We start from the raw sequence: 22323 nt of genomic DNA, 5'->3' as shown, positions 1-22323 counted from the left end.
AGGGCGGAGCCCTGCTATCGGGCCTCGGGCCGTGCGCTCAAGGGCTCCGCCCCTGAACCCCGCCAAAGGGCTGAGCCCTTTGGAAACCCGATCTCGTCCCTGGCAGGCGGGTCTCGTCAATGCGAGACCGCCTCGAGCACCTTGCCGCGGGTCTCGACCCCGAGGGTGAGGACCAGCAGGGCGGCGATCAGGAACCCGCCCGCGCCGACCTGGAAGGCGGTGGCCGGGCCGTAATCGCGGACCAGCACGGGCACGATCATCGGCCCCAGGATGGCGCCGATCCGCCCGAAGGCCGAGGCGAAGCCGGCCCCCGTGGCCCGGGCCCGGGTCGGGTACAGTTCCGGCGTGTAGGCGTAGAGGCAGCTCCACATGCCGAACATGAAGAACTGCATCACGAAGCCGGCGACGAACAGCCAGGTCACCGCGAGGCCGGCGACGGTCAGCACGGGCTCGCCGCCGGCATTGCCGTACAGCCAGGCGGCGGCCGCCGCGCAGACGAGGAACAGGGAAGTGGTCGGCTTGCGGCCGATCCGCTCGAGCAGGACGGCCGCCGCGGCAAAGCCCGGGATGCCGCCCAGCGTGATCAGGGTCACGAACCCCACCGAGCCGACGATCGAGAAGCCGCGCTCCTTGAGCAGCACCGCGATCCAGGAATTGAGCCCGAAGAACCCGATCAGCGCGAAGAACCACAGCCCGAAGGCCATCACGGTGCGCATCCGGTAGGCCGGCGCGAACAGGGTCGCGACCGCGCTCAGCCGGGGTGCGGGAACCGTCTCCGCCACCGCGGCGGCGATCTGCGGGGTGACCGGGGGCAGGGGCCGGCCGGTGGCGCGCTCGACCGCGCGCTCCATCGTGGCCATCACCGCCTCGGCCTCCGCGTGACGGCCGGATTCCGCGAGCCAGCGGGGCGATTCGGGCATGGTCCGGCGCACCGCCAGCACGACCAGCGACAGCAGGCCGACCACCACGAAGGCCCAGCGCCAGCCGAGATAGGGCAGGACGAAGAAGCTGATCGCCCCGGACAGCACGTAGCCCACCGCCCAGAACCCTTCGAGGATCGCGATGTACTTGCCGCGCACGGGGGCCGGGACGATCTCCGAGACCATCGCCTGCGCCACCGGCGCCTCGCCGCCGACGCCGACCCCGATCAGGAACCGGCAGGCCATCAGGACGGGCAGGCTCAAGGCGGTCGCCGCCGCGAGGCTCGCCAGGCCCCAGACCACCATGGTCACCTGGAACACGGCCTTGCGGCCGAACCGGTCGGAGGCGGTGCCGGCGGCGATGTTGCCGACGAGCTGGCCCGCGAAGGTCATGGCGGCGAGCTGGCCGGCCTCCGTGGGGCTCAAGCCGAAGGCCACCACGATCGAGCCGAGCAGGAAGGTCAGGAGCGCCACGTCGATCTGGTCGACCAGCCACGCCGAGGCGATGATCGCAAAAATCTTCCGCTGGTAGCGCGACATCGGCAGCCGTTCCAGGCGCGCGGCGATGTCGGAGACGACCGGACGGCCGTCCCCCTGAGATGTCGCGGCAAGCGGCACGGCGGATCCTTCCTCGGCACCCGGACCACGCCCCGCGTGGTCCCGTTTCCGACCCGGTACAGCAGGGCCGCCCGCCCGAACAGGCATGGCGGCGGATCGGCCGGCGCTGTCGGCGGCCCGGATCCGGCCTATCTGGTCGGTCGCCCCCGGACATTGAGACCCGCGATGGATGAGTCTGCCTCGGCCGCACAGCACGGCCGCTACCGCTACAGCGCCCTTCCGGACCGGCCGGTCTACGACTGGCCCGGGGGCAGGCGGCTCGCGGTCTATGTCGGGCTCAATCTCGAGACCTTCGATTTCGGCTCCGGGCTCGGGGCCGAGCTCGCCCCGGGCGGGCCACAGCCCGACGTGCTCAACTACGCCTGGCGCGACTGGGGCAACCGGGTCGGGGCCTGGCGGCTGCGCGATGCCCTCGACGGCCTCGGCCTGCCCGCGAGCGTGCTGGTCAACAGCCGGCTCTACCGGGACTGCCCGGGCCTGATCGAGGCGTTCCGGGCCCGGGGCGACGAGATCGTCGGGCACGGGCGCACCAATGCCGAGCGGCAGGGCACCCTGTCCGAGGCGGAGGAGCGGGCCCTGATCGCGGAGGCGACCGCGATCCTGACCCGACAGGAGGGCCGGGCGCCGGCCGGCTGGCTCGGGCCCTGGATCTCGCAATCGCGGGTCACGCCCGACCTGCTCGCCGAGGCCGGCTACCGCTACCTGCTCGACTGGTGCCACGACGACCAGCCGACCTGGATGGCGACCCGGGGCGGCGGCCGGATCCTGGCCGTGCCCTATCCGCAGGAGCTGAACGACATCCCGGCGATCGTCGCCCGCAAGGAGACCGGCCGGCAATTCGCCGACGCGATCGTCGACGCCTTCGACGAGATGCTGGAGCAATCCGCCACCGCGCCGCTGGTGATGGGTATCGCGCTCCATCCCTACATCGTCGGCCAGCCCCACCGGCTGCGGCCGCTGCGGGCGGCGATCGGCCATATCGCGGCCCACCGGGACCGGATCTGGCTCACTACGGCGGGCGGAATCGCCGCGCACGCCACGGCCCTGGCGGGTTGATCGGCGCCGGGCGCCCGCTTCCGGGCCGGATCCCGATTCCATCGGTCCGGATTCGCTATCCAGGCCGATCTGATCGGGTCTCGTCGAGGTCTTCCGGGCCCGAAAACGCGCCTCATCGTTCCGGATGAGACCCGGGATCGCGATTTTTGCCCGGTCAGCCTTGCTGCCGCCATCGTTGCCCCGGAGGCGGCTCTATCCGCGTCCACCGATCACGCCCCGATGCACGACGTCCGCGACCCGTGCCGCCTCGCCGCGCCGGCCAGCTTCGTTCCCGACACCCCGCCGGAGGCCGGGTTCGTGGACCTCGTCCGCATGGCCCGGCGGGCTTGCGCAACCCCGATGGCCTTGCTGGGCCTCGCGGCCGGAGACCGGGTCCGGTTCCAGGCCGGAGCCGGGTTCGAGCCCGGCCCATACGCGCCCGGCAGCAGCCTCGACGGTCTCCTCGGGCGTATCCCCGACGAGCCGGGCCTGCTGGTTATCCCCGACCTGACGACGGATCCGCGCACCTGCGCCGACCCGCTGGTCGTGGCCGGCCCGGGCCTGCGCTTCTACGCCGGGGCGGCGCTGCAGACCGAATCCGGCGAGCGCCTCGGCACCCTCTGCGTGCTCGACCACGCCCCCCGCCCCGGAGGCCTCGGAGCCGAGGAGGCCGAGGATCTGGCCGCCCTCGCCCGGCTCGCCGTCCGGCAGCTGGACTTCCAGCGGAGCCGGGCCGCGCGCGACCGCCTCCTGACCCAGCGGGCGGTGGTGGCCGGGGTGCTCGCGGCTCTGCTGGAGGCCGGCGACCGGCGGGCGATCCTCGATCTCCTGGTCGCCGCCGCCCTGGCGGCGGTGCCCGAGGCCGAGGGCGGCGGCGTCGCGATGCGCGAGGGCGTCGACCTGGTCTACCGCTCGGGGGCCGGGACCCTCGCCGGCCAGGTCGGCCAGCACCGGCCGCTCGCCGGCAGCCTGGCCGGCGCGGCGCTGACCGGGGACACGGCGCTCCTGAGCCCGGACCTGGCGGCGGATCCGCGGGTGACGCAGGACCCGCTGCCGGTGCCCGGGATGCGCGCGGCCCTCTACGCGCCCGTGCGCCTCGGCGGCGCGGTTCTGGGCATCCTCGAATTGCGCTCGGCCCGGGCCGGTGCCTTCACGCCGGACGATCTGGAGGTCGCCCGGTTGATCGCCGGCACGGTCGCGGCGGGGCTCGCCGAGACCCGCGAGGTCGGCGCGGCCGAGGCCCGGCTCGCCACCGTGATGGACACGGTCCCGGTCGGGATCCTGCTCGCCGAGGCGCCGTCGGGCCGCATCGTCATGGGCAACCGGCGCATCCGCGAGGTGCTGGGCCACGACACGCTCTACGCGCAGGCCAGCACGGAATACGGCGTCTACGTCGCCTACCACGCCGATGACAGACCGGTGGCCCCGGAGGAATTCCCCCTCGCCCGGATCTGCGCGGGCCAGGCCGCCCGGGCCGAGCTGGAGGTCCGCTACCAGCACCCGGACGGGGCGCGCCGCTGGATCGCCATCCGAGGCGAGGCGATCAAGGATGCCGCCGGCGCCACCGTCGGCGCCGTGGTTGCGGTGTCCGATATCGAGGCGCGCAAGCGCACCGAGGCGAACCAGACTCTGCTCAACGGCGAGCTGTCCCACCGGCTCAAGAACACCCTGGCGCTGGTGCAGGCGATCGCCGCCCAGACGCTGCGCAACGCCCCCGACATCGACGCGGCCCGCGAGGCCCTGGCGGCGCGGCTGGTCGCCCTGGGCCAGGCCCACGACGTCCTGCTCGCCGGGCACCTCGCGGGCCAGGCCGAGACCGCCAGCGTCGCCGCGGTGGTGACGGGCAGCCTGGCGCTGCATCAGGACGGGCGCGGCCGGTTCGAGCTGAACGGCCCGGACCTGCTGATCGGGCCGTCGGCCGCGCTGTCGCTGGCCCTGATGCTGCACGAGCTCGGCACCAACGCGGTCAAATACGGCGCGCTCTCGACGGAGACGGGCCGGGTCGCGGTGCGCTGGGAGACGGGCTGCGACGCGGCCGGGGACGATGGCTTCACGCTGGTCTGGCGGGAGAGCGGCGGCCCGCCGGTGGCCCCACCGAGGCGCAGGGGCTTCGGCTCGCGGCTGATCGAGCGCGGGCTGGCCGGGGCGGTCGGCGGCCGGGCCGAGCTCGACTTCGCCCGCGACGGGCTCGTCTGCACGCTCACCGCACCGCTCGCCGGATTCCGGGCCGAGCCGTAGAGCCGGCGCTTCCAAAGGGCTCACCCCCTCGGCGGGGTTCAGGGGCGGAGCCCTCGCGGCAGGACGTTACCCACTCAGAGCACCTCACAAAACTCCCGGTTCCCGGGAGCCCTCGCCTCGCCCGCGACTGTGCGGCGGGAGTTTCGTGAGAGGCTCTCAGTCGGGGATCGCGAGGCCGATCGACAGGCACAGGGCGCCGACCGCGGTCAGGGCCACGGCCGCCTGGCGGATCTGATGCCAGCGGGCGGTGCGGGCGCGCTCTTCCGGGCTCGCGCCCAGCCGCAGTTCGTCGTCGAACCCCTTCACGAAGGACTCGAAGCTCGGGATCGCCCGTCGGGCGAGCCACAGCCACACGCCGACCGCGATCAGGCTGAAAGCCCCACCGCCGTAAGTTAAAGCATCGTCCAGCATCCGGCGCACGCCTCGCAGCCCACGCCCCCCTCAATGCGGTCTTCTACGGCAGAGGACTGGAATTGCCTAGGTCGCGGCACGGATTCGGCGCGGGTCTTTTTGTTTCCGGGCCGTATCCAACCGCCCTTCAGGCCGGCGGTCGGCCCAGGGCGTAGAGCGTGATCGCGGCGGCGTTCGAGACGTTGAGGCTGCGGATCGCCCCCGAGAACGGGATCCGGGCCAGGATGTCGCAGCAGGTCCGGGTCCGCTCGCGCAGGCCCTTGCCCTCCGCCCCGAGGACGATCACCAGCGGCCGGGCGATGGTGAGCGTGTCGAGGCTCGCGGGGGCATCGGAATCGAGGCCGATCCGCGTGTAGCCGCGCTCGCCCAACTCGATCAGCGCCTCGGCCAGGTTGCGGACGGTGACGAAGGGCACGTGCTCCAGCCCGCCGGAGGCGGATTTCGCCAGGACCCCGGTGGCACCCGGCGCGTGCCGCACCGTGGTGACGATGCCGGCGACCCCGAAAGCCGCGGCCGTGCGGACGATCGCCCCGACATTGTGCGGGTCGGTGATCTGGTCCAGCGCCAGCAGCAGGGCGTCGGCCGGCAGGTCGTCGAGGCCCGGGGCGGGCAGGGGCTCGGCCTCGAGATACAGGCCCTGGTGGACCGCGTCCGGCCCGAGCAGGCGCCCGATCTCGCTCGGCCGCACCAGCTCGGGGGTGATGCGCAGGGCGTCGCCGAATTCCTCGGTCAGCCGGGCCGCCGCGTTCTCGGTGGCGAGCAGCCGGTGCAGGCCGCGCTCCGCATTGCCGAGCGCCTGCACCACCGGGTGCCAGCCGTAGAGCACCGCGGCGCCCTCCGGCGCGCCGGATTCGGGCCGCGGCCCGGACCCGCCGGGACGCCCCCCAGGCCGGAAGCCGGGTCGGAACCCGGACCGGGGCGGGCCGCCCGGGCGGCCGTCATTGCGGCGGCCGGTCATCGGAACGCGATCGGGGAGGGGAACATCGGCACGGCCTTTCCAGACTGGGTCGGTCCGAGAAACCGGGCGGCACAGCCCACGTCAACCCGAGGCCGTCCGAAACATCGTCGCCGGGCTGACCGGGCACCGGATTCCCTGACGGACGCCTCACCCCCGCACCCCGGTCTGTGGATGGATCAGGTATATTCCCTTCAAACCATGTGCATGTCGACGGAACCGGATGTGTTCGGCAGAACGAACGAGCGCCGCGTTAAGTAGGAAGATTATCTAGAAGGAATCTTTCAGAGAGTCAGTTCGGAAGACTATATGCAGTGGCCAATTCCTCATCTGCGCCATGGGTTTAGGCGTGGTTTTCGTATCCGACTCTGCGTGGATGCGCATGCGACTCTGCGCGCCGGCGTATCGGAGTCTGCGCGGATCCGGCCGGTCGGCGCATGGGATTCTGCGCGGTCGCGTATCCGATTCGGCGCGGATTCGGGGTCGGGGCGGTGGAATGCGGGGACAGAATGCCGGGACCCGGGCGTATCGAACTCTGCGTAGGCTCAGGGCCCGGATCCGCGCGTATGCAACTCTGCGCGGCTGCCGCCCGGGAGATCCTCGCGACAGGCCTCGGGGAAGCGTGGATTGCCGGGACAAGCCGGATCGGACCGGAGCCCCGGCGGGCGAATCGTGGCATGGCAGGATCGGGCCGCCTCTCCGCCTGTTGGAGGGGCGTGCCCGCGTGCGGCTCGGGCTGAGGGGCGATGGGCGTCGAGGAAAAGATTGCCGCGATCCACGACGCGGATCTGCGGGCCGAGATCGAGGCGGCGCGCGGTGGCTTCCTGTTCGCCCAGATCGTCGAGCACGTGCTGCACCGCCAGCGCGCGCGCGATGCCGAGGCCGCCGTTCTCGGGGAGCAGGAGCTCCGCCGCGCCCAGCTGTCGCGCGACCAGCGCCGCCGCGACGCGGTGCGCCTCGTCATCGAGAGCGAGCCGGCGCTGCCCTCGAGCCTGCAGCACATCCACTCGGTGCTGGCGCTCTGCGGCCTGCCCTATCGCGATCCCGGGCCGGTGCGGGAATTCTCCCGCACCTACGGGCGCAACTCGCTGAGCCTGATGGCCGGGCGGATCAAGGATCCGGAGACCGGCGCCTTCGAGCCCCAGGGGCTGCCCTACGGGCCGAAGGCCCGGCTGGTGCTGCTGCACCTCTGCACCGAGGCGGTGCGCCAGCGCAGCCCCACCGTGAAGGTCGCCGAGACGCTCTCGGGCTTCATGCGCGAGATGGGGTTCGCGGTGACCGGCGGCGAGCGCGGCACCATCCGGCAGTTCAAGGAACAGCTGAACCGGCTGGCCGCCTGCACCATGCAGATCGGTCTCTGGGACGGGCGCGACAGCGCCACCACCCTCAACGTCCCGCCGTTCCGCAGCCTGGAATTGTGGCGTCCGCGCGCCGGCGAGGGCGAGGAGGAGGCGGGCCGGACGGTCCGGTTCGACCCGGAATTCTACGAGACGCTGATCAAGCACGCCCTGCCGGTCGACGTGCGGGCGGCGCGGGCCTTCTCCGGCTCGGCGCGCAAGCTCGACCTGCTGTTCTGGACCGGCTACCGGCTGCGGGCCCTGCAACGGCCGCTGCGGCTGACCTGGGGCAACCTGCACGCACAGTTCGGCGCCGAGAACGCCTCGATCCGCAGCTTCCGGCAGGCGTTCAAGGCCGATCTGGCGCATCTGCGCGAGGTGTTCCCGCGCCTGCCGATCGTGCTCGACGATGGCGGCCTGACCCTGCACCCGGCCGATCCGAGCGCCCTGCTGGTGCCGCCACGCCCGGCCTCCACGAAGGGAATGAAAGCGCGCCGGCAGGGAATTTGAGGGAACGTAGCTAATTCCCTTCCGGAAGCGGTCAATCACCTTGAGCGGCTGGCTGCCGACGCAACGGAACGAAGAAAGGCTATTCCCTAGGCGTTCGGAACAGGCTACATATTCCGTCCTGCTGAAGGGAACGTGACATGGGCCTGTCGGACGAGGAGATCGAGGCGCGGCTCGCCGCGTTGCGCCGGCAGCGTGAGGCGCTCGACCGCGAGATCGCCGATCTCGTGCTCTACCGGGAGCTCGGCCGGCGGCTGAAGGGGGCGGGGAGTGGGTCGGCCGTCCTCGATCGGGACGAAGGCCGCGACGCGGGCCACGCCGCCCGTCCGGCGCCGGAACCGCGGCCTGCCGCAGCCCGGGGCATCCCCGTCGAGACCAGCCCGCCGCCCACCGCCCGGCCGAGCCCGGCCGCGCCCGAGGCCTGGGACATCCCAGACCAGGAGACCCGACCCGTTCCACCGCACGAGGAGCCGGCCGGGATCCCGCCGGCGATCGCTTTCACGGAGGATGCGGCGGCCGCGCGCCGCTACGGCCGGGCGCTGGTGGAGGCGGCCTGCGGGGCAATCCTGGAGGCCGGTCGGCCGTTGCACGCGGCCGAGATCCTGGAGATCCTCCTGGCCCGCGGCTTCAGCCTGCCGGGGCGCGATCCGGTGGCGGCGCTCAACACCCGGCTGTGGAAGCGGGCCGGATCCGGCGGGCCCCTGCGCCGCGTCGCCGAGGCCACCTACGCCCTGGCCGGAGAGGCCGATCCCCCATTCGAGCGGGACCCGGATCCGGAGGCTTGAGAACGAGGCTGGGTGCGCGGCGACGCGATCTGGCTTGCGGCGTCCCCGAGGGCACGGGCCCGCTGCCGCAAACCGCCGTCCCGGGCGTCGGCAGGCGCTTCAGTTGATCAGGCAGAAGCCCGCGCCGGTGCCGACGCGTCTCTCCTGCGCGCACCAGGGCTTGGGGACCGGCCTGAGCGCCTCTCTGGGCAGATCTGCCGGGCTCTTCAGGGACGCGGTGGTCTGGGCGGCCTCGGGCTCCGGGTGACGGAGGGCGAGGCTGTCGAGGGGGATGCGGGACGCGGGGTCCGGGCGCTGCGCCTCCGGCCCCGGGATCACCGCCACCGGTTGGACGCTCTCGGTCCGGTCCTGCGCCGCGGCGATTCCGGCCAGGGCCAGGCAGGCGACCGGGGCCGCGAGGAACCTGAACATCGACGAAGCTCCCTGCCGAAGACGCATGTCCGCCGGATCCCGGGCCGCGGGTCGAGCGGACCGGGCGAGTGTGGCGGCGGCGTCTTAAAAGGGCGCGAAGATTCAAGCTTAACCGGATGCGAAGATCTTGGGTCGAAGAGGCTATACGGGCGGACAAAGTTTTCGGCCCGGGTCGTGATCAATCGTCGGCGCTGCGACATCCGGTCCGGGCGGGCCGTGCCCGCGTCTCGCCGGGCCGGCCGCGGCGCGGGTGGGCGCTCACGCGGCGCGCATCCGGTCCCCCGGCAGGGGCGACTGGGCCACGGGCATGTCCACCTCGGCGATCGGCCGGAACCGCCCGGTCGTGCCGTCATAGGCCAGGAGCGCGCCGGACTCGATCTCGAAGAACCAGCCGTGCAGGCGCAGGACGCCCCTGGCCAGGCCGGCGGCGACGCTCGGATGGGTGCGTAGGTTGGCGAGCTGGACCACCACGTTCTCCAGGGCGAGGGCCCGGTGGCGCTCCTGCGGATCCATCCCCTCGGGATAGGCCTCGCAGACGATCCGCTCGGCGGCCTCGGCGTGGCGCAGCCAGGCCGCGACGCTGGGCATCTTCTTCAGGAGGTCCGGCTTCATCAGGCCGCTCATGGCGCCGCAATCGGAATGGCCGCAGATCACGATGTCGCGCACCCCCAGCGCCACCACGGCATACTCGATCGCCGAGGAGACGCCGCCGACCACGTCGGAGGCCGGGGGCACGATGTTGCCGGCGTTGCGGCAGACGAACAGGTCGCCCGGGCCCGCCTGGGTGATGTGCTCGGGCGCGACCCGGGAATCGGCGCAGGCGATGATCAGCGCGCTCGGGTGCTGACCGTCGCGCACCAGCTGCTGGTACATCTGGCGCTGGCCCGGGAAGACGCTGCCCTGGAAGCTGGCGATGCCCTGGATGATGCTGTTCACGGATATGGCCTTCGGCGGCGAGAGATCGGGCTGTGAGGGAGGGGCGAACAGGGGCCGGCACGGGGGAGCCCGGGCGCCGCGCCGTCTCGGCATGGCGGTGCGGGCCCCTCCGGCGATGCGGGCCTTCGGATGGGACCGCCCGACCCGGGGGCTCGGGCACCATCCCGACAGGGGGGCTCTACGGATCCGGCGCCGCGTCCCGGATATCGGATGCGGGACGCGGCGCCGGGTCTTACGCGGGGTCAGCGCCGGGTGCGGCGCTCGACATGCCCGGAAGCCCAGTGCGGATCGATCACGCTGCGGCGCGCGACCGTGGCGTGGCCCCGGTCATGCAGCATCGGGGCACCGAGCAGCTGGCCGCTGCCCACGCGCTGCGAATGCAGGGAGCGCGGATCGTGGGAGGGATCGCTGACATAGGAGCTCATGTGGCCGCCGCCGGCGGCCTGCCGGCTGCCGCCGCCACCCTCGCCGGCCTGGGCCGCCATCGGCAGGGCGAGGGCACCGGCCAGGAGGCCGAGGGTCAGGATGCGCTGGGTTGTGGTGCGCGTCATGTGAAGCTCTCCGCCTGTGTTCGTCATGCTGGCTCGGGACACCGCGTCCTGTGCCGATGAACCCAACATAGCTTCGGACGATCCAAGTAGATGTGCGGATAAGCACAGTAGATCGATGTAAAATTTAATCCGATTTGCTGATCGACTTGGTGCGTGACCGCACGCGGCAACCCGAGGCCTGTCGAACCGGTGGATTAACCGGCCCCGATCCGGTTCGCGCTGCGGGATCGCGGCCGCCCGGTCCGGGGCGGGGGAGGGGCGGGGATGAAGGCGACCGGCTCCGGACGGGACCCGTCCAGGCCGGGCCCGTGCGCGATCTCACCCCTCCGCAGGGTCTTCCGCAGGGGCGGCGTGTCCGGCGAAACGGCGGTCCGTGATGCCGCGCGGACGTCGGCGCGGGCGCTCAGCCGCCGAGCAGCGCATGCGCCGCCCGCACCAGGATCTCGTCCGGCCGACGCAGCTCGCCGAGCACCGAGAAATGCTCGGCCCCGGGCACCGGCAGCAGGGGACCCGGCGCATGGGCCGCCGCCCGCAGGGCGTGCAGGTTGCGGGCATCGTGGATCAGGGCCGGCAGCTCGCGGCTGCCATAGGCGAGGCAGAGCGGCTTGCCCACCACCGGCAGGCGCAGCGGCGACAGGGTCTCGACCTCCGCCTCCGTGAGGCCGAGCTTGTCGTCCAGGGTAGTCTCACGGATCGGCGCGAGATCGTAGACGCCCGAGATCGCGAGCCCCGCGGCGATCGCCGGGTGGCCGAGCTGCAGGGCGGTCAGCAGCCCGCCCGCCGACCAGCCGGCCAGGACCAGGGGGCCGCCGATCCCGTGCGCGGGTCCCTGCGCGCCGATCCAGTCGAGCGCCGCGCCGATCTCGGCCGCGATCCGGGTCAGGCTCGCCTCCGGGGCGAGGGTGTAGCCGACCAGCGCCACCGACCAGCCGGCGGCGTTCGGCCCCTCGGCGAAGCAGGCGAACAGCTCGCGGGCGCCGCGCTGCCAGTAGCCGCCATGGAGGAAGATCAGGCCGGGCGCCGAGGCGTCGCGGGCCGGGTAGAGGTCGAGGGCGTTGCGGGGGCCGGGGCCGTACGGGATGTCGAGGCCCGCCGGATGCCGGGCCCGGTAGGCGGCCGAGGCGGCGTCGCGGGCGGCCACCTGGGCGGCGCTGTCGGCCACCGCGCGGGTGTTGTCGTAGCAGGCGCTGCGCGCGTCCCGGTCGAGCTCGGCCCAGCGGCGGCGCGGATCGGCCGGGGTCGGATCGTCCAGGCGGAAGTCGAGAACCATCGTGGGTTGCCTCCCGGCCTCCCGCCACACCATGACAGGCCGCCGGACCCGGGTCGAGCCGCCCGGTTCTCAGGCCGCGGGATCGGGATCCTGCGCGCCGATCGCCCGCAGGCCGGCGCGGGCCACCGCCACGTCCTGGTCGCTGGCGCCGGAGCCGACCCCGATGCCCCCCAGGCAGGCGCCGTCGATCACGATCGGCAGGCCGCCCGGGAGGTTGGTCAGGCGGCTGCCGGAGGCGAGGGCGACCGTCACGGCGAGATCGGCCGGGAGCCGGCCGGTGGCGGCGCCGTTCGAGGCGGCGGTAACCGCCTTGGCGAGCGCGCTCTCGCGCGACAGCAGCTTGGCGCCGTCCATGCGCAGGAAGGCGAGCAGGTTGCCGTCGGCATCGACCACGGCGACGTTCTCCGGCACCCCGATCGCCTCCGCGTGGGCGATGGCCGCCTGGAGGACGGTCAGGGCCGCGGCATGGGTGAGCCGGGCGGCGGGGCGGGTGGGGGCAGGCATCGCAATCCTCGGACGCGGAGTCAGGGCGGGGAGGTGTCAGAATCCGGGCCGGACCCCCGGGATCGTGCCGCCATAGCCCCATCCTGTGAAGGGCGGGGCCGCGACCCGCTCCCGCGTTGCCGGGTGAAGGATGCCCGCGCGGGGCCGGGGCCTCTGCCACGACCGCCAGCCCCGGAGCCGGTCGCGCTCGGCCATGCGGGCCAGCGTCGCCTCCATGTCGGACGCGACGCGGTGGTGCGGTTCCCGCGGGCGCGGGCGGGCCTCGGCCGGAGCGGGCGTCAGCAGCAGCGCCGCCGGCAGGAGGGCCGCGAGGATCGGGACGGACGCGGGGCGCATGGTTCGGGCTCGGCTGTGCGGGCTTTCCGGCGCCTACGCGGCTCCGCGCCGCCGGTTCCGGGGGCGATCCCCGGGGCAGGGCGGTGTTCGCCGGTCCGGAACTTGCGAAAACCCCGTAGGATGCGGGACGCCCTCCCCCCGAGACGATGCGAGCCGCCCGATGCCGATCGCCGCCGAAAACCCCGCCGCGCAGGATCCGGTCGCGCTGCTCGAGACCCTGGTGGCCTTCGACACCGTGAGCGCCCGCTCGAACCTGCCGCTGATCGACTGGGCGGAAGGCTACTGCCGCGCTCACGGCGCCGCGGTCGCGCGGGTGCCCGACGCCACCGGCACGAAGGCGGCCCTGCTCGTCAGCGTCGGCCCGTTCGAGACGCGGGCCGGCTACGTCCTCTCCGGGCACAGCGACGTGGTGCCGGCCGAGGGCCAGCCCTGGTCGTCGGACCCGTTCGTGCTGCGGGAGGAGGCGGGCCGGCTCTACGGGCGCGGCACCTCGGACATGAAGGGGTTCCTCGCCGTCTGCCTGGCGCTGCTCCCGGAGATGGCGGCGGCGGAACTCGCCACCCCGCTCCACATCGCGATCTCGTACGACGAGGAGGTCGGCTGCCTCGGGGTGCGGCCGCTGATCGCCCAAATGCTGGAGCGGGGGCCGCGCCCGCTCGGCTGCTTCGTCGGCGAGCCCACCGGGATGGGCGTGGTGGTCGGGCACAAGGGCAAGTCGGCTTCCCGCCTCACCTTCCGGGGCAAGGCCAGCCATTCGGCCCTGGCGCCCGCGGGCGTCAACGCGGTGGAATACGCCGCCCGCTTCATCGAGCATGTCCGGCTGTCCGCGGAGGCGATCGCCCGGGACGGGGCCCGCGACCCGCTCTACGACGTGCCCCACACCACCGGCCTGTCGAGCGTGGTCCGGGGCGGCTCGGCGCTCAACATCGTGCCGGATGCCTGCAGCGTCGAGTTCGAGTACCGGGCGATCGGCGCCGACGATGCCGGGGCGCTGGCGGCGGCCGCGATCGCCTACGCCACCGACATCCTGGCGCCGCTGATGCGGGAAACGGACCCGGCCTGCGGCGTCGAGGTCGAGCCGCTGATCGACTATCCCGGCCTCGACACCGACCCCGAGGCGGCGATCGTGACGCTGGCCAAGCGGCTGGCCGGGCGGAACGCGCACGGGAAGGTTTCGTACGGGACGGAGGGCGGGCTGTTCGAGCGGCTGGGCGGCGTGCCGGCGGTGGTGATCGGTCCGGGCTCGATCGCCCGGGCCCACAAGGCCGACGAATACGTGACCCGGGACGAGCTCGCCGCCTGCGCCGAGTTCGTCCGGCGGCTGATCCGGGCGTGCCGGGGCTGACGGCGCGGCGCAGCGAAGCGCGGGCTTCCCGGCGAGGAGCCTTCGAAGGCTGCGGCTCTCGCAGCGCGGATTGAGATTTTCCGCGAAGAATGGCCCGACGTCGCGGCCAGCACTCCCTCGCGGGGGCGTCACATGGAGGGGTGAGAGGCCGGACCGATCGCAACGGGATCGAGTCCGGCAGAGCGCTGCAGCCTCACCACGGGATCCGACCGAAGCGGTCGACGAGCCATTGGTATTCCGCGTTGCTCTCCGTCTTGGCCGTCCCGCCCCCACCGACATGCGAGGTCCCGGATCCCGGATGCACGAGACGGTACACGAGCGGCAGGACGAAGCCGTGGCGCACGAGGTGGATGTTCGGGCCGCCGAAACGTAGGACGTTCGCCAACCAGGGACGGACCTGGAAGGCGTCGTCCATGGTCCACGGAGCCGTTGCCTCGACCAGATGGGCGCGACGCAGGCCGGTTTCGGCCAGGCGACCGAGCCACTCATTGTCGTAGTGCCACTTCGAGGCCGGATTGATCGCGCCGACCTTCTCGAATGTGCTGCGGCGCATGAGCCAACCGGACGGCGCCGGGAAATCGTTGATCCGGACGGGCTCGTCGGCCTCGTTCACCTCGAGTTGAGTCGAGGAGACGAAATCGAACCCCTCGAGGGCCCGGATGGCGACGGCGAGATATTGCGGCAGCCACCGGTCGTCGTCCTCGAGGAAGCCGACAAGGTCCCAGCTGGCATCCACGGCCCGGATTGCCGCATTCAATGCGGGAACCTGGGCCTTGCAGTCGCTCCGCACGAATGTGAGTTGCGGATGGTCGGCCAGCCGAGCCGGAATCACGGTATCCGCATCGATTCCAACGAAGAAATGGATCGTGATCTGTTTATCGATGAGCTCTTGAGCCGCTGCGCTCGCAACGGCATGCTCCAGAAAATAGAGATCGGATTTGCCGACCAGCGTCGAGCGTTTAAGCCGTGACGGTGTAATGATGGCAATTTTCATTCTTGTTTCTCTGTAAATTTATCGCGAAATGCATGACGACGCTGCACGTCGGCTGTAAATATGTTCGTGGCGCTGTGGCATGACGAAATTCTCTCGCGCTGGATAAATCGAAACAGTGCGTGTTTCGGGCTGTCAAGTTATTCCAGGCGGTCACGATCGGAGTAACATCTGAAAATATAAAACCCATTCGATTATTATATAGTTGGTAAACGCCTACAAATTTTGAAAATAATAGTATTTCACGCTGGGATATCGATCATTGTGTTGGCTGACATCGATGGCCCTGCTGTTGTTCAGAAGTCACCAACGACGCAAGATACAGGATCAGCCGCTCGACCGGATCCGCACGGCCCAGTCCGGCCAGGACCTGGCGCACCGTATGCCCGAAGATCCATGGTCGGCCCGCGACGGGAAACCTTTGCGCCGCTCGCGGTTTGGAGGAGCGGCGGGCCGCGGGGCCGGCTCGGGAATCGTCGAAAAGCGCATGGCCAGCCTCAGCGTCGCGATCGCGTTCGGCGTCCGCCTGCTCCTGGTGCTGCTGTTCCTGCCGTTCAGCGCCCTGGACAAGATCCTCAACTTCAAGGGCGCGGTCGGCCAGGCCCGGCAGGCGGTGCACGCCACCGGGCCGGCGACCCTGCTGATCCTGATCGGGCTCGGGGTCGAGATCGGGATGTCGCTGTGCATCCTGACCGGCTTCGCCGACCGGGCGGCGGCCTTCGTGCTCGCCGGCTATTGCGGCGTCACCGCGCTGCTGTGGAAGCCATTCTGGGCGCCCGGCGATTTCTGGGCGGGCGGCAAGGGCCGCGAGCTGTTCTGGGATTTCCTGAAGAATTTTGCGCTGGCCGGAGGCTTCTTGCTGATCACCTTCGGGACCGGCGCCGGGACGGTCGAAAACTTCTTCGCCGACCCGCTCGCCTCGTCCCAGCCCTACGCGGTCCAGGCCAAGCCGTAAAATCCGGGATTCCAAAGGGCCCCCGGCCCTTTGGCGGGGTTTTGGGGCGCGCAGCCCCGAGGCCTCACCCCTTCGGCACGGTGGCGACCATCGAGGGCCGGCCCTCGAACACCGCGTACCAGGCGGCGGTGGCGGGGCGCCCCTCGCGCCAGGCGAGGTCGGGGAAGCGCAGGTCGAGGTAGCCGAGCGCGCAGGCGATCGCCACCGAGCCGATATCGAGCGCCGGCATGTCCGCGACCAGGGCCTCGAACCGGTCGAGCGCCGCCCTGATCTTGCCGACCTGTCCGGCCTCCCAGGACGCCCAGCGCTGCGCCTCCGGGCGCAGGACCCGCTCGTAGCGGGTGAGCAGCGCGGCATCGAGCAGGCCGTCGGCGAGCGCCTGCCGGACCAGGGCGTCCCAGCGGCCCGCGCCCTCGGGGAACAGGCGCGGGCCGGCCGAGAGCCCGTCGAGATACTCGCAGATCACCCGGCTGTCGTAGAGCGCGGTGCCGTCCTCCAGGACCAGGGCCGGGATCTTGCCGAGCGGGTTGTGGGCGGCGACCTCCGGGGAGGGGCCGGTCGGGGAGGCCCCGGCGACCGTGACGGCGATCCTGTCGATCAGCCCGGTCTCGTGAGCCAGCACCAGCACCTTGCGGGCATACGGGGAGGCGGGGGAGTAGAGGAGCTTCATCGGACCGTCCCGGTTCGTGGCGACGCCTGGTCGCGGCGCTCGGACCTTGCACTCCTGCCGGCCGGAATCCAGCCCCGTCAGAGCTTCCGGGACATCCCGGAGCCGGCATGCACCACCCGTCCCCGCACCCGACTCCGGCGCTTGGACTGCCGGCGCGCCCGCCAGGCGAGGATCCCGGTGGCGACCCGGTCCAGGAGGAGCAGGGACAGGCTGCCGATGATCGCCAGCACGCAGACGGCGCCGATCAGGACGCCCCAGATCCCGGGGGCCGGGATGATCATCAAGCACAGGAGGCCGAACACCGCCGCCCCGGGGATCCATCTCGCCATCGTGCTGCCTGTCTCCGATAAGGGTGTCATCGCGGGGGTGAACCCTGAGAGGAAGGCCTTAATATCTGTGTTTGCGGCTATTATACTGACCATATTGCCTGAAAATATGGTTTATGTTTGGTTTTGTCGATTGATTACAGGTCTCGGCCTTGTCCCAGCGCGTTTCGGCGCTGCGGGCGAACCCGGATGGCGGGGCGGAGGGGCCAACCTCAGGGCTGCAGAACCGCCCGCCGGCCCCGACCGAGCCAGACGGTGACGAGCAGCGCCCCGACCGTCACGGCCACCAGAAACCCCATGCCGGCATGGTAGCCGGCGGCCGGGCCGGCGGGCTCGGCCGCGCGGTAGACGGCGCTCGCCAGGGCCAGGCCGAGGGCCCCGCCGAGATTGTGCAGGGTCCACGACACGCCCATGGCGACCCCGCCCGCGGCCTCGCCGACGGCGCCGATCGCCGCCACGGTCGAGGGGCCGAGGACGCAGCCCCAGCCCAGGCCCATCAGGGCGAAGCCGGCGAGGAGCAGGGGCAGGGGGGTCTCGGCGGTGAAGAGCGTCTGCACGGCGGCGGAGGCGGCCAGCAGCGCCAGCCCGGCGCGCAGCAGCGGGCGGGGGCCGGCGCGGTCGACGAGGCGTCCGACCACCGGGGAGGACAGCGCCACCAGGGCGGTGGTCGGCAGGAGCGCCAGGCCGACCTGGACGGGCGCGATCCGCCGGATGTCGCTGAGATAGAGCGGCATCATGAAGAATGCCGCGCAGTAGAAGAAGGCCAGCGCGACGGTGGCGATGGCAGCCTCCAGGAAGAGGCCGTTGGCGAAGAGGTCGAGGCGGATCAACGGGGCGGACGCCCGCGCTTCGACCCGCAGGAAGGCCGCCAGCAGCGCCGCGCCGCCCAGGATGGATCCCCCGGTACCCGGCGCCGTCCAGCCGGAATCGGGGATGCGGCTGATCCCGAACAGGAGCAGCAGCATCCCGGGAACCAGCAGGGCCAGCCCCGGCCAGTCGATGCCGCCGGGGGCGGGATCGCGGGATTCGCGCACGCTCAGGCCGCACAGCAGGCCGGACAGGGCGAGGAACGGCAGGTTGATCAGGAACACCCCGCGCCAGCCCCACAGCGCCACCAGGACGCCGCCCGCCACCGGCCCCAGCGCCAGCCCGAGGCCGTTTCCGGCGAACAGGAGGCCGATCGCCCGGCCCCGCTCCGCCTCCGGGAAGGCGTCGGCCACGATGGCGGCCGAGGCCGTGTACAGGACGGCCGCGCCCAGGCCCTGGACGAACCGGAAGGCGACCAACTGGCCGACCGTGCCGGCGAGGCCCGCCCCCAGCGAAGCGAGGGCGAACAGGACGAGCCCGCCCTGGAGCATCCGGCGCCGGCCGTAGAGGTCGGCCAGCCGGCCGCCCACCACCATGAAGGCCGACAGGGCCATCACGAAGATCGTCACGATCCACTGCGTCTCGCCGACCGTGGCCGCCAGCGCCCGCTGGATGTCCGGGATGGCGGTGTTGACGATGGTGAAGTCGAGGCAGCCGACGAAGCTGGCGATCGCGACCCCGAGCAGGGCGATCCAGCGCGATACGGGGGCGGGAGAGGACATGGTTTCCTCGCTTGGGATGTGGACGGAGGTCCGAGGCGTGCCCGCTCCTGCCGGCCGCGCCGGGGTGGCGGATGAGGGCTCCGGCCGATCGACGGGCCTTTCCCTCCCCCTCCGGGGATCGCGGATTCACCCGTCGTCGCCCGGAAAAGCCGCAGGTCCCCTTTCCTGAACGGGGAGGGGCGCGTCGCGGCCTGCGCACGCGGATGTGTGGGCATCGGGACCCGCACGGGGCGTGGCCCGGCCCGGGGCCGAGGCCCGTATAGCGTTGAAGGACGTGCGCCCGGGGCGATATCTCATCCCCGGATTGGCGAATTCAGTTCGGAAATCACCGGTGACCATCGCGAGCGAGCGGCTTCAGGGGATCCGGGCCTTCCTACAGACCGCGGAGGCCGGCAGCTTCACCGGGGCGGCGCGGCAGCTGGGCCAGTCCAAGTCGACCATCGCCAAGGCGGTGGGGCGTCTCGAGGCGCGCCTGCGCACCCGACTGTTCCTGCGCACGACCCGCAGCCTGTCGCTGACCGACGAGGGGCGGCTCTTTCGCGAGAGCTGCCTGCGGGCGCTCGCCGAGCTGGAGCGGGCCGAGGCCGGGCTCGAGGCCCGGCTGGCCGACCGGGCCGCCGATCCGGTCGGCCGGCTGCGCATCGCCATGCCGGTCCTGTTCGGGCGCGAGTGCGTGATGCCGATCCTGCTGGCGCTGATGGAGCGGCACCGGGGGCTGGAGCTGGAGGCTTTGTTCTCCAACCGGCCGACCCACCTGATCGAGGACCGGATCGACCTGGCGGTCCGGATCGGGGCGCTGCCCGACACGCTCGGGCTCACGACCCGGCGGTGCGGCACGCAGCGCTCGGTCACCTGCGCGGCGCCGGCCTATCTCGACCGGCGGGGCATGCCGGAGGATCTCGACGCCCTGGCGGCCCATGACTGCATCGGGATCCTGCGCGACCGCCGGGTCGAGCCCTGGCGCTTCGCGGTCGGGGGCCGGCTCATGCAGGTTCCGGTCCGCGCCCGGATCCGGGTCGGCCATGTCGAGGCGGCGCTGCTGGCGGCCCGGGCCGGGCTCGGCCTCGTGCAGGTTCCGCTGTGGCTGGCGCAGCCGCTCCTGGGGGAGGGGCATTTGGGGGAAGGGCATCCGGGGCAGGGGCATTTGGGGCAGGGGCGTCTGCGGCCGGTCCTGGCGGCGCGCGAACCGCCCGGCCTGCCGATCCACCTGGTCTGGCCGACGGACAGCCTGATGACTGCCCGCCTCCGGCTGGCGATCGACGCCCTCGCGGCCGGGCTCCCGGCGCTTCCTAATCGGCCGGGATGAACCGCAGCGTGCCGGCCCGGCGGGTCGGCCGGCCGGTATCGTTGGTGTGGTTGACCCCGTCCATGACCGGCACCGCGGCGAAGTCGAACGGGCTGACCCCGTCCAGGCACGCCACGTTCACGGCGTAGAGGGCCTGGTTCGAGCGCCGCTGGTGGTGGGTGTAGATCCCGCAGCGGGCGCAGAAGAAATGCTCCGCCGTGCCGGTGTGGAACCGGTAGCGGGTCAGCGCCTCCGCGCCCTCCAGGATCTCGACCCCGCCCGCCTCCGCCATGGCGACCACGGCGCCGCGCATCCGGCAATAGGAGCAGGTGCAGCGGCGGATCGATGCGAAGCCGTCGCCGAGCCGCGCCCGGAAGCGCACCGCGCCGCAATGGCACTGGCCGGTATGGAGGGTCATGATGCCGGGTCCCGTCCGGAAACCCGACGGGGGTAGACCCGGGATCCCGACCGGACAATCCCTGAAACGCTCACGCGGCGCGTGAGGAAAACGCACGCGCCGCGCGCGGCCCTCACGCGCTCTCCGCCAGGACGGATTGGCGCTCGAACAGGGCCCGGTAGGCCCCGCCCGGGCGGCGCATCAGGGCGGCGTGGGGGCCGTCCTCGACGATGCGGCCGCGGTCGAACACGAGGATCCGGTCCAGCGCCTGCACGGTCGAGAGCCGGTGGGCGATCACGATCGCCGTGCGCCCGTGCATCAGCCGCGCCATCGCCTCCTGGACCAGGGCCTCGGATTCGGAGTCGAGGCTCGAGGTCGCCTCGTCCAGGATCAGGATCGGCGCGTCCGCCAGGAAGGCGCGGGCCAGCGCCACCCGCTGGCGCTCGCCGCCCGACAGCTTGACGCCGCGCTCGCCCACCAGCGTGGCGTAGCCCTTGGGCAGCCGCGCGATGAAATCGTGCGCGTTGGCGAGCCGGGCCGCCCGCTCGATGTCCTGCGCCGAGGCGCCGGGCCGGGCATAGGCGATGTTCTCGGCCAGCGACCGGTGGAACAGCACCGGCTCCTGGGGCACGATCGCGACCTGCGCCCGCAGGCTCGCCTGGGTCGCCGCCGCCACGTCCTGCCCGTCGATGGTCACCCGACCGCCCGAGACGTCGTAGAGCCGCTGGATCAGCTTGACGAAGGTGGTCTTGCCCGAGCCCGAGCGGCCGACCAGCCCGACCCGCTGGCCCGCCGGGATCGTCACCGACAGCCCGTCGTAGAGCGGGTTTCCGTGGGCGCCGTAATGGAAGCGCACATCCGCGAAGCGGATCGTCCCGCCCGCGACCGCGAGCGGGACCGCGCCCGGCCGGTCGGGGACGCCGACGGGCTCGGCCGCCAGCGCGACCAGCTCCTCCATCTCGTTGATCGCCCGCTGCAGGTGGTTGATGTGGCCGCCGACCTCGCGCAGGTAGCCGTGCACCACGAAGGTGGTGGTGAGCACGTAGGCGACGTCGCCCGGGCTCGCCTCCCCGCGCCACCACAGCCAGAGGGCGGTGGCGACGATGGCGGTGCGCAGCGCCAGCAGCAGCCCGAGCTGGCCGGTGCCGCTCCAGGTGATGATCATCCAGGTGCGGTGCGTGCGCCGCTGCCACTTGCCCAGGAGCCGGCCGAGGCGCGCCTCCTCCCGGCCCTCGGCGCCGAAGGCCTTGACCACGGCGTTGTTGCCGATCGCGTCGCTCAGGGCGCCGCCGAGCCGCGTGTCGAGGGCGTTCGAGAGCGCGGAAGCGGGCGCGATGACCCGGGTCGCCAGGAGGGCGGTGGCGCCGACATAGGCGGCGGCCCCGAGCGCCACCACCGCGCCGAGGGCCGGCCAATGCAGGCCCAGCACGAGGGCGGTGCCCAGGAGCACCACCAGGGCGGGCAGCAGCGCCAGCAGCAGCGTGTCGTTGAGTCCGTCGAGGGCCCACATGCCGCGGGAGATCTTCCGGACGGTGGAGCCCGAGAAGGTGTTGGCGTGCCACTCGGTGGAGAAGCGCTGGACCCGGGCGAAGCCGTCCCGGGCCATGTCGCTCATGGTGTGGAGGGTGAGCGGCACCACGAGGCTCCAGGCGACGTGCCGCAGCAGCGCGGTGGCGAGGCCGAGCGCCGTCATCGCCAGGAAGGCGGGCAGGGCGGCCTCCAGGGCCGCCTGGCGCTCGGGCCGGGTGAGCGCGTCGACCAGCCGGCCCGCGTAGAGCGGCAGCATCACCTCCGCGAAGGTGGCCAGCGTGATCGCGCCGGACAGGCCGGCGACCAGGGGCCAGCGCTTGCGCCAGCCGCGGACGACGAAGGCGAGGACGCGGCGGACCGCGCCCGCCCGCCGGGGGGAGGACAGAGACATGCCTATGCCCGACGCGCAGGCGTCGGCTCC

General features: G+C 72.3%; 22 protein-coding genes. 7 read left to right on the top strand and 15 right to left on the bottom strand.

Translation table 11 applies throughout. The features are described 5' to 3' along the window. Positions 1–116 precede the first annotated feature (116 nt). Entirely contained in the window at positions 117–1538 is a 1422-nt protein-coding gene (locus LGR69_RS20780; RefSeq protein ID WP_230367220.1) for an MFS transporter, read from the bottom strand. Positions 1539–1703: 165 nt separating this feature from the next. On the opposite strand from LGR69_RS20780, the gene LGR69_RS20775 reads away from it, so the two are divergent. Next, a complete protein-coding gene (locus LGR69_RS20775) occupies positions 1704–2594 on the top strand; it encodes a polysaccharide deacetylase family protein (RefSeq protein ID WP_230367219.1) in 891 nt (296 codons plus the stop codon). Between the two features lie 219 nt (positions 2595–2813). After that, the gene (locus LGR69_RS20770; protein WP_230367218.1) at positions 2814–4811 is read left to right on the top strand and encodes an HWE histidine kinase domain-containing protein; all 1998 of its coding nucleotides are present in this window, start codon (positions 2814–2816) and stop codon (positions 4809–4811) included. 156 nt (positions 4812–4967) lie between these two features. Here the strand turns inward: LGR69_RS20770 and LGR69_RS20765 are convergent, their stop codons facing one another. Together LGR69_RS20765 and LGR69_RS20760 are read right to left on the bottom strand one after the other, a co-directional pair. Then, positions 4968–5222, bottom strand: a complete 255-nt coding sequence (locus tag LGR69_RS20765; protein WP_091864514.1) for a hypothetical protein — start codon at positions 5220–5222, stop codon at positions 4968–4970. 127 nt (positions 5223–5349) lie between these two features. Beyond that, the gene (locus LGR69_RS20760; protein ID WP_230367217.1) at positions 5350–6180 is read right to left on the bottom strand and encodes a TrmH family RNA methyltransferase; all 831 of its coding nucleotides are present in this window, start codon (positions 6178–6180) and stop codon (positions 5350–5352) included. Positions 6181–6923: 743 nt separating this feature from the next. Here LGR69_RS20760 and LGR69_RS20755 point away from each other — a divergent pair. Beyond that, positions 6924–8024: a replication protein RepA gene (locus LGR69_RS20755; protein ID WP_122160057.1), complete on the top strand. Its 1101-nt coding sequence runs from the start codon at positions 6924–6926 to the stop codon at positions 8022–8024. 137 nt (positions 8025–8161) lie between these two features. Further along, positions 8162–8806, top strand: coding sequence for a winged helix-turn-helix domain-containing protein (locus tag LGR69_RS20750; RefSeq protein ID WP_230367216.1), 645 nt, complete (start codon positions 8162–8164; stop codon positions 8804–8806). Positions 8807–8905: 99 nt separating this feature from the next. Here the strand turns inward: LGR69_RS20750 and LGR69_RS20745 are convergent, their stop codons facing one another. The 6 genes from LGR69_RS20745 to LGR69_RS20720 all read right to left on the bottom strand — a co-directional run bounded on the left by LGR69_RS20745 (position 8906) and on the right by LGR69_RS20720 (position 12814). Continuing rightward, the gene (locus tag LGR69_RS20745) at positions 8906–9217 is read right to left on the bottom strand and encodes a hypothetical protein (RefSeq protein WP_230367215.1); all 312 of its coding nucleotides are present in this window, start codon (positions 9215–9217) and stop codon (positions 8906–8908) included. 258 nt (positions 9218–9475) lie between these two features. Next, positions 9476–10153: a carbonic anhydrase gene (locus tag LGR69_RS20740; RefSeq protein ID WP_050734673.1), complete on the bottom strand. Its 678-nt coding sequence runs from the start codon at positions 10151–10153 to the stop codon at positions 9476–9478. Positions 10154–10395: 242 nt separating this feature from the next. Further along, positions 10396–10704, bottom strand: a complete 309-nt coding sequence (locus tag LGR69_RS20735; RefSeq protein ID WP_007560534.1) for a hypothetical protein — start codon at positions 10702–10704, stop codon at positions 10396–10398. 403 nt (positions 10705–11107) lie between these two features. After that, on the bottom strand, positions 11108–11974 hold the full coding sequence (locus tag LGR69_RS20730; RefSeq protein ID WP_230367214.1) for an alpha/beta hydrolase: 867 nt from the start codon (positions 11972–11974) through the stop codon (positions 11108–11110). A gap of 69 nt (positions 11975–12043) precedes the next feature. Further along, a complete protein-coding gene (locus LGR69_RS20725) occupies positions 12044–12478 on the bottom strand; it encodes a GlcG/HbpS family heme-binding protein (RefSeq protein WP_230367213.1) in 435 nt (144 codons plus the stop codon). A gap of 36 nt (positions 12479–12514) precedes the next feature. Continuing rightward, complete coding sequence (locus LGR69_RS20720; RefSeq protein ID WP_230367212.1) at positions 12515–12814, bottom strand: hypothetical protein; 300 nt, start codon at positions 12812–12814, stop codon at positions 12515–12517. A gap of 160 nt (positions 12815–12974) precedes the next feature. Here LGR69_RS20720 and argE point away from each other — a divergent pair, with 160 nt between their 5' ends. After that, a complete protein-coding gene (argE, locus tag LGR69_RS20715) occupies positions 12975–14159 on the top strand; it encodes an acetylornithine deacetylase (RefSeq protein WP_230367211.1) in 1185 nt (394 codons plus the stop codon). A gap of 193 nt (positions 14160–14352) precedes the next feature. Here the strand turns inward: argE and LGR69_RS20710 are convergent, their stop codons facing one another. Then, complete coding sequence (locus tag LGR69_RS20710; RefSeq protein ID WP_230367210.1) at positions 14353–15153, bottom strand: glycosyltransferase family protein; 801 nt, start codon at positions 15151–15153, stop codon at positions 14353–14355. A gap of 484 nt (positions 15154–15637) precedes the next feature. Between LGR69_RS20710 and LGR69_RS20705 the strand changes: the two genes are divergently transcribed. Then, positions 15638–16105, top strand: coding sequence for a DoxX family protein (locus LGR69_RS20705; protein WP_007560528.1), 468 nt, complete (start codon positions 15638–15640; stop codon positions 16103–16105). A 64-nt stretch (positions 16106–16169) separates the two neighbouring features. Here LGR69_RS20705 and LGR69_RS20700 read toward each other — a convergent pair whose 3' ends face one another. The 3 genes from LGR69_RS20700 to LGR69_RS20690 form a co-directional block, all read right to left on the bottom strand. Then, positions 16170–16775 carry a glutathione S-transferase gene (locus tag LGR69_RS20700; RefSeq protein ID WP_230367209.1) on the bottom strand — a complete coding sequence of 202 codons (606 nt, stop codon included), beginning with the start codon at positions 16773–16775 and terminating at the stop codon, positions 16170–16172. A 77-nt stretch (positions 16776–16852) separates the two neighbouring features. Next, positions 16853–17104 carry a hypothetical protein gene (locus tag LGR69_RS20695; protein WP_007560526.1) on the bottom strand — a complete coding sequence of 84 codons (252 nt, stop codon included), beginning with the start codon at positions 17102–17104 and terminating at the stop codon, positions 16853–16855. Positions 17105–17313: 209 nt separating this feature from the next. Beyond that, positions 17314–18690 (bottom strand): MFS transporter, encoded by a 1377-nt coding sequence (locus LGR69_RS20690; RefSeq protein WP_230367208.1) that lies wholly within the window; start codon positions 18688–18690, stop codon positions 17314–17316. A 331-nt stretch (positions 18691–19021) separates the two neighbouring features. On the opposite strand from LGR69_RS20690, the gene LGR69_RS20685 reads away from it, so the two are divergent. After that, complete coding sequence (locus LGR69_RS20685) at positions 19022–19996, top strand: LysR family transcriptional regulator (RefSeq protein WP_230367207.1); 975 nt, start codon at positions 19022–19024, stop codon at positions 19994–19996. On the opposite strand, the gene LGR69_RS20680 is transcribed toward LGR69_RS20685, so the two are convergent. Together LGR69_RS20680 and LGR69_RS20675 are read right to left on the bottom strand one after the other, a co-directional pair. Continuing rightward, positions 19980–20393: a GFA family protein gene (locus LGR69_RS20680; protein WP_007560522.1), complete on the bottom strand. Its 414-nt coding sequence runs from the start codon at positions 20391–20393 to the stop codon at positions 19980–19982. The two genes, LGR69_RS20685 and LGR69_RS20680, sit on opposite strands and share 17 nt — an antisense overlap. 112 nt (positions 20394–20505) lie before the next feature. Continuing rightward, positions 20506–22293, bottom strand: coding sequence for an ABC transporter ATP-binding protein (locus LGR69_RS20675; RefSeq protein WP_230367206.1), 1788 nt, complete (start codon positions 22291–22293; stop codon positions 20506–20508). Positions 22294–22323 lie beyond the last annotated feature (30 nt).

It is taken from the genome of Methylobacterium brachiatum (assembly GCF_020523825.1).
GTDB classification, from domain to species: domain Bacteria; phylum Pseudomonadota; class Alphaproteobacteria; order Rhizobiales; family Beijerinckiaceae; genus Methylobacterium; species Methylobacterium brachiatum.
The sequence above is the reverse complement of the archived record's forward strand: the minus strand, read 5'-3'. Positions and strand labels throughout refer to the sequence as shown.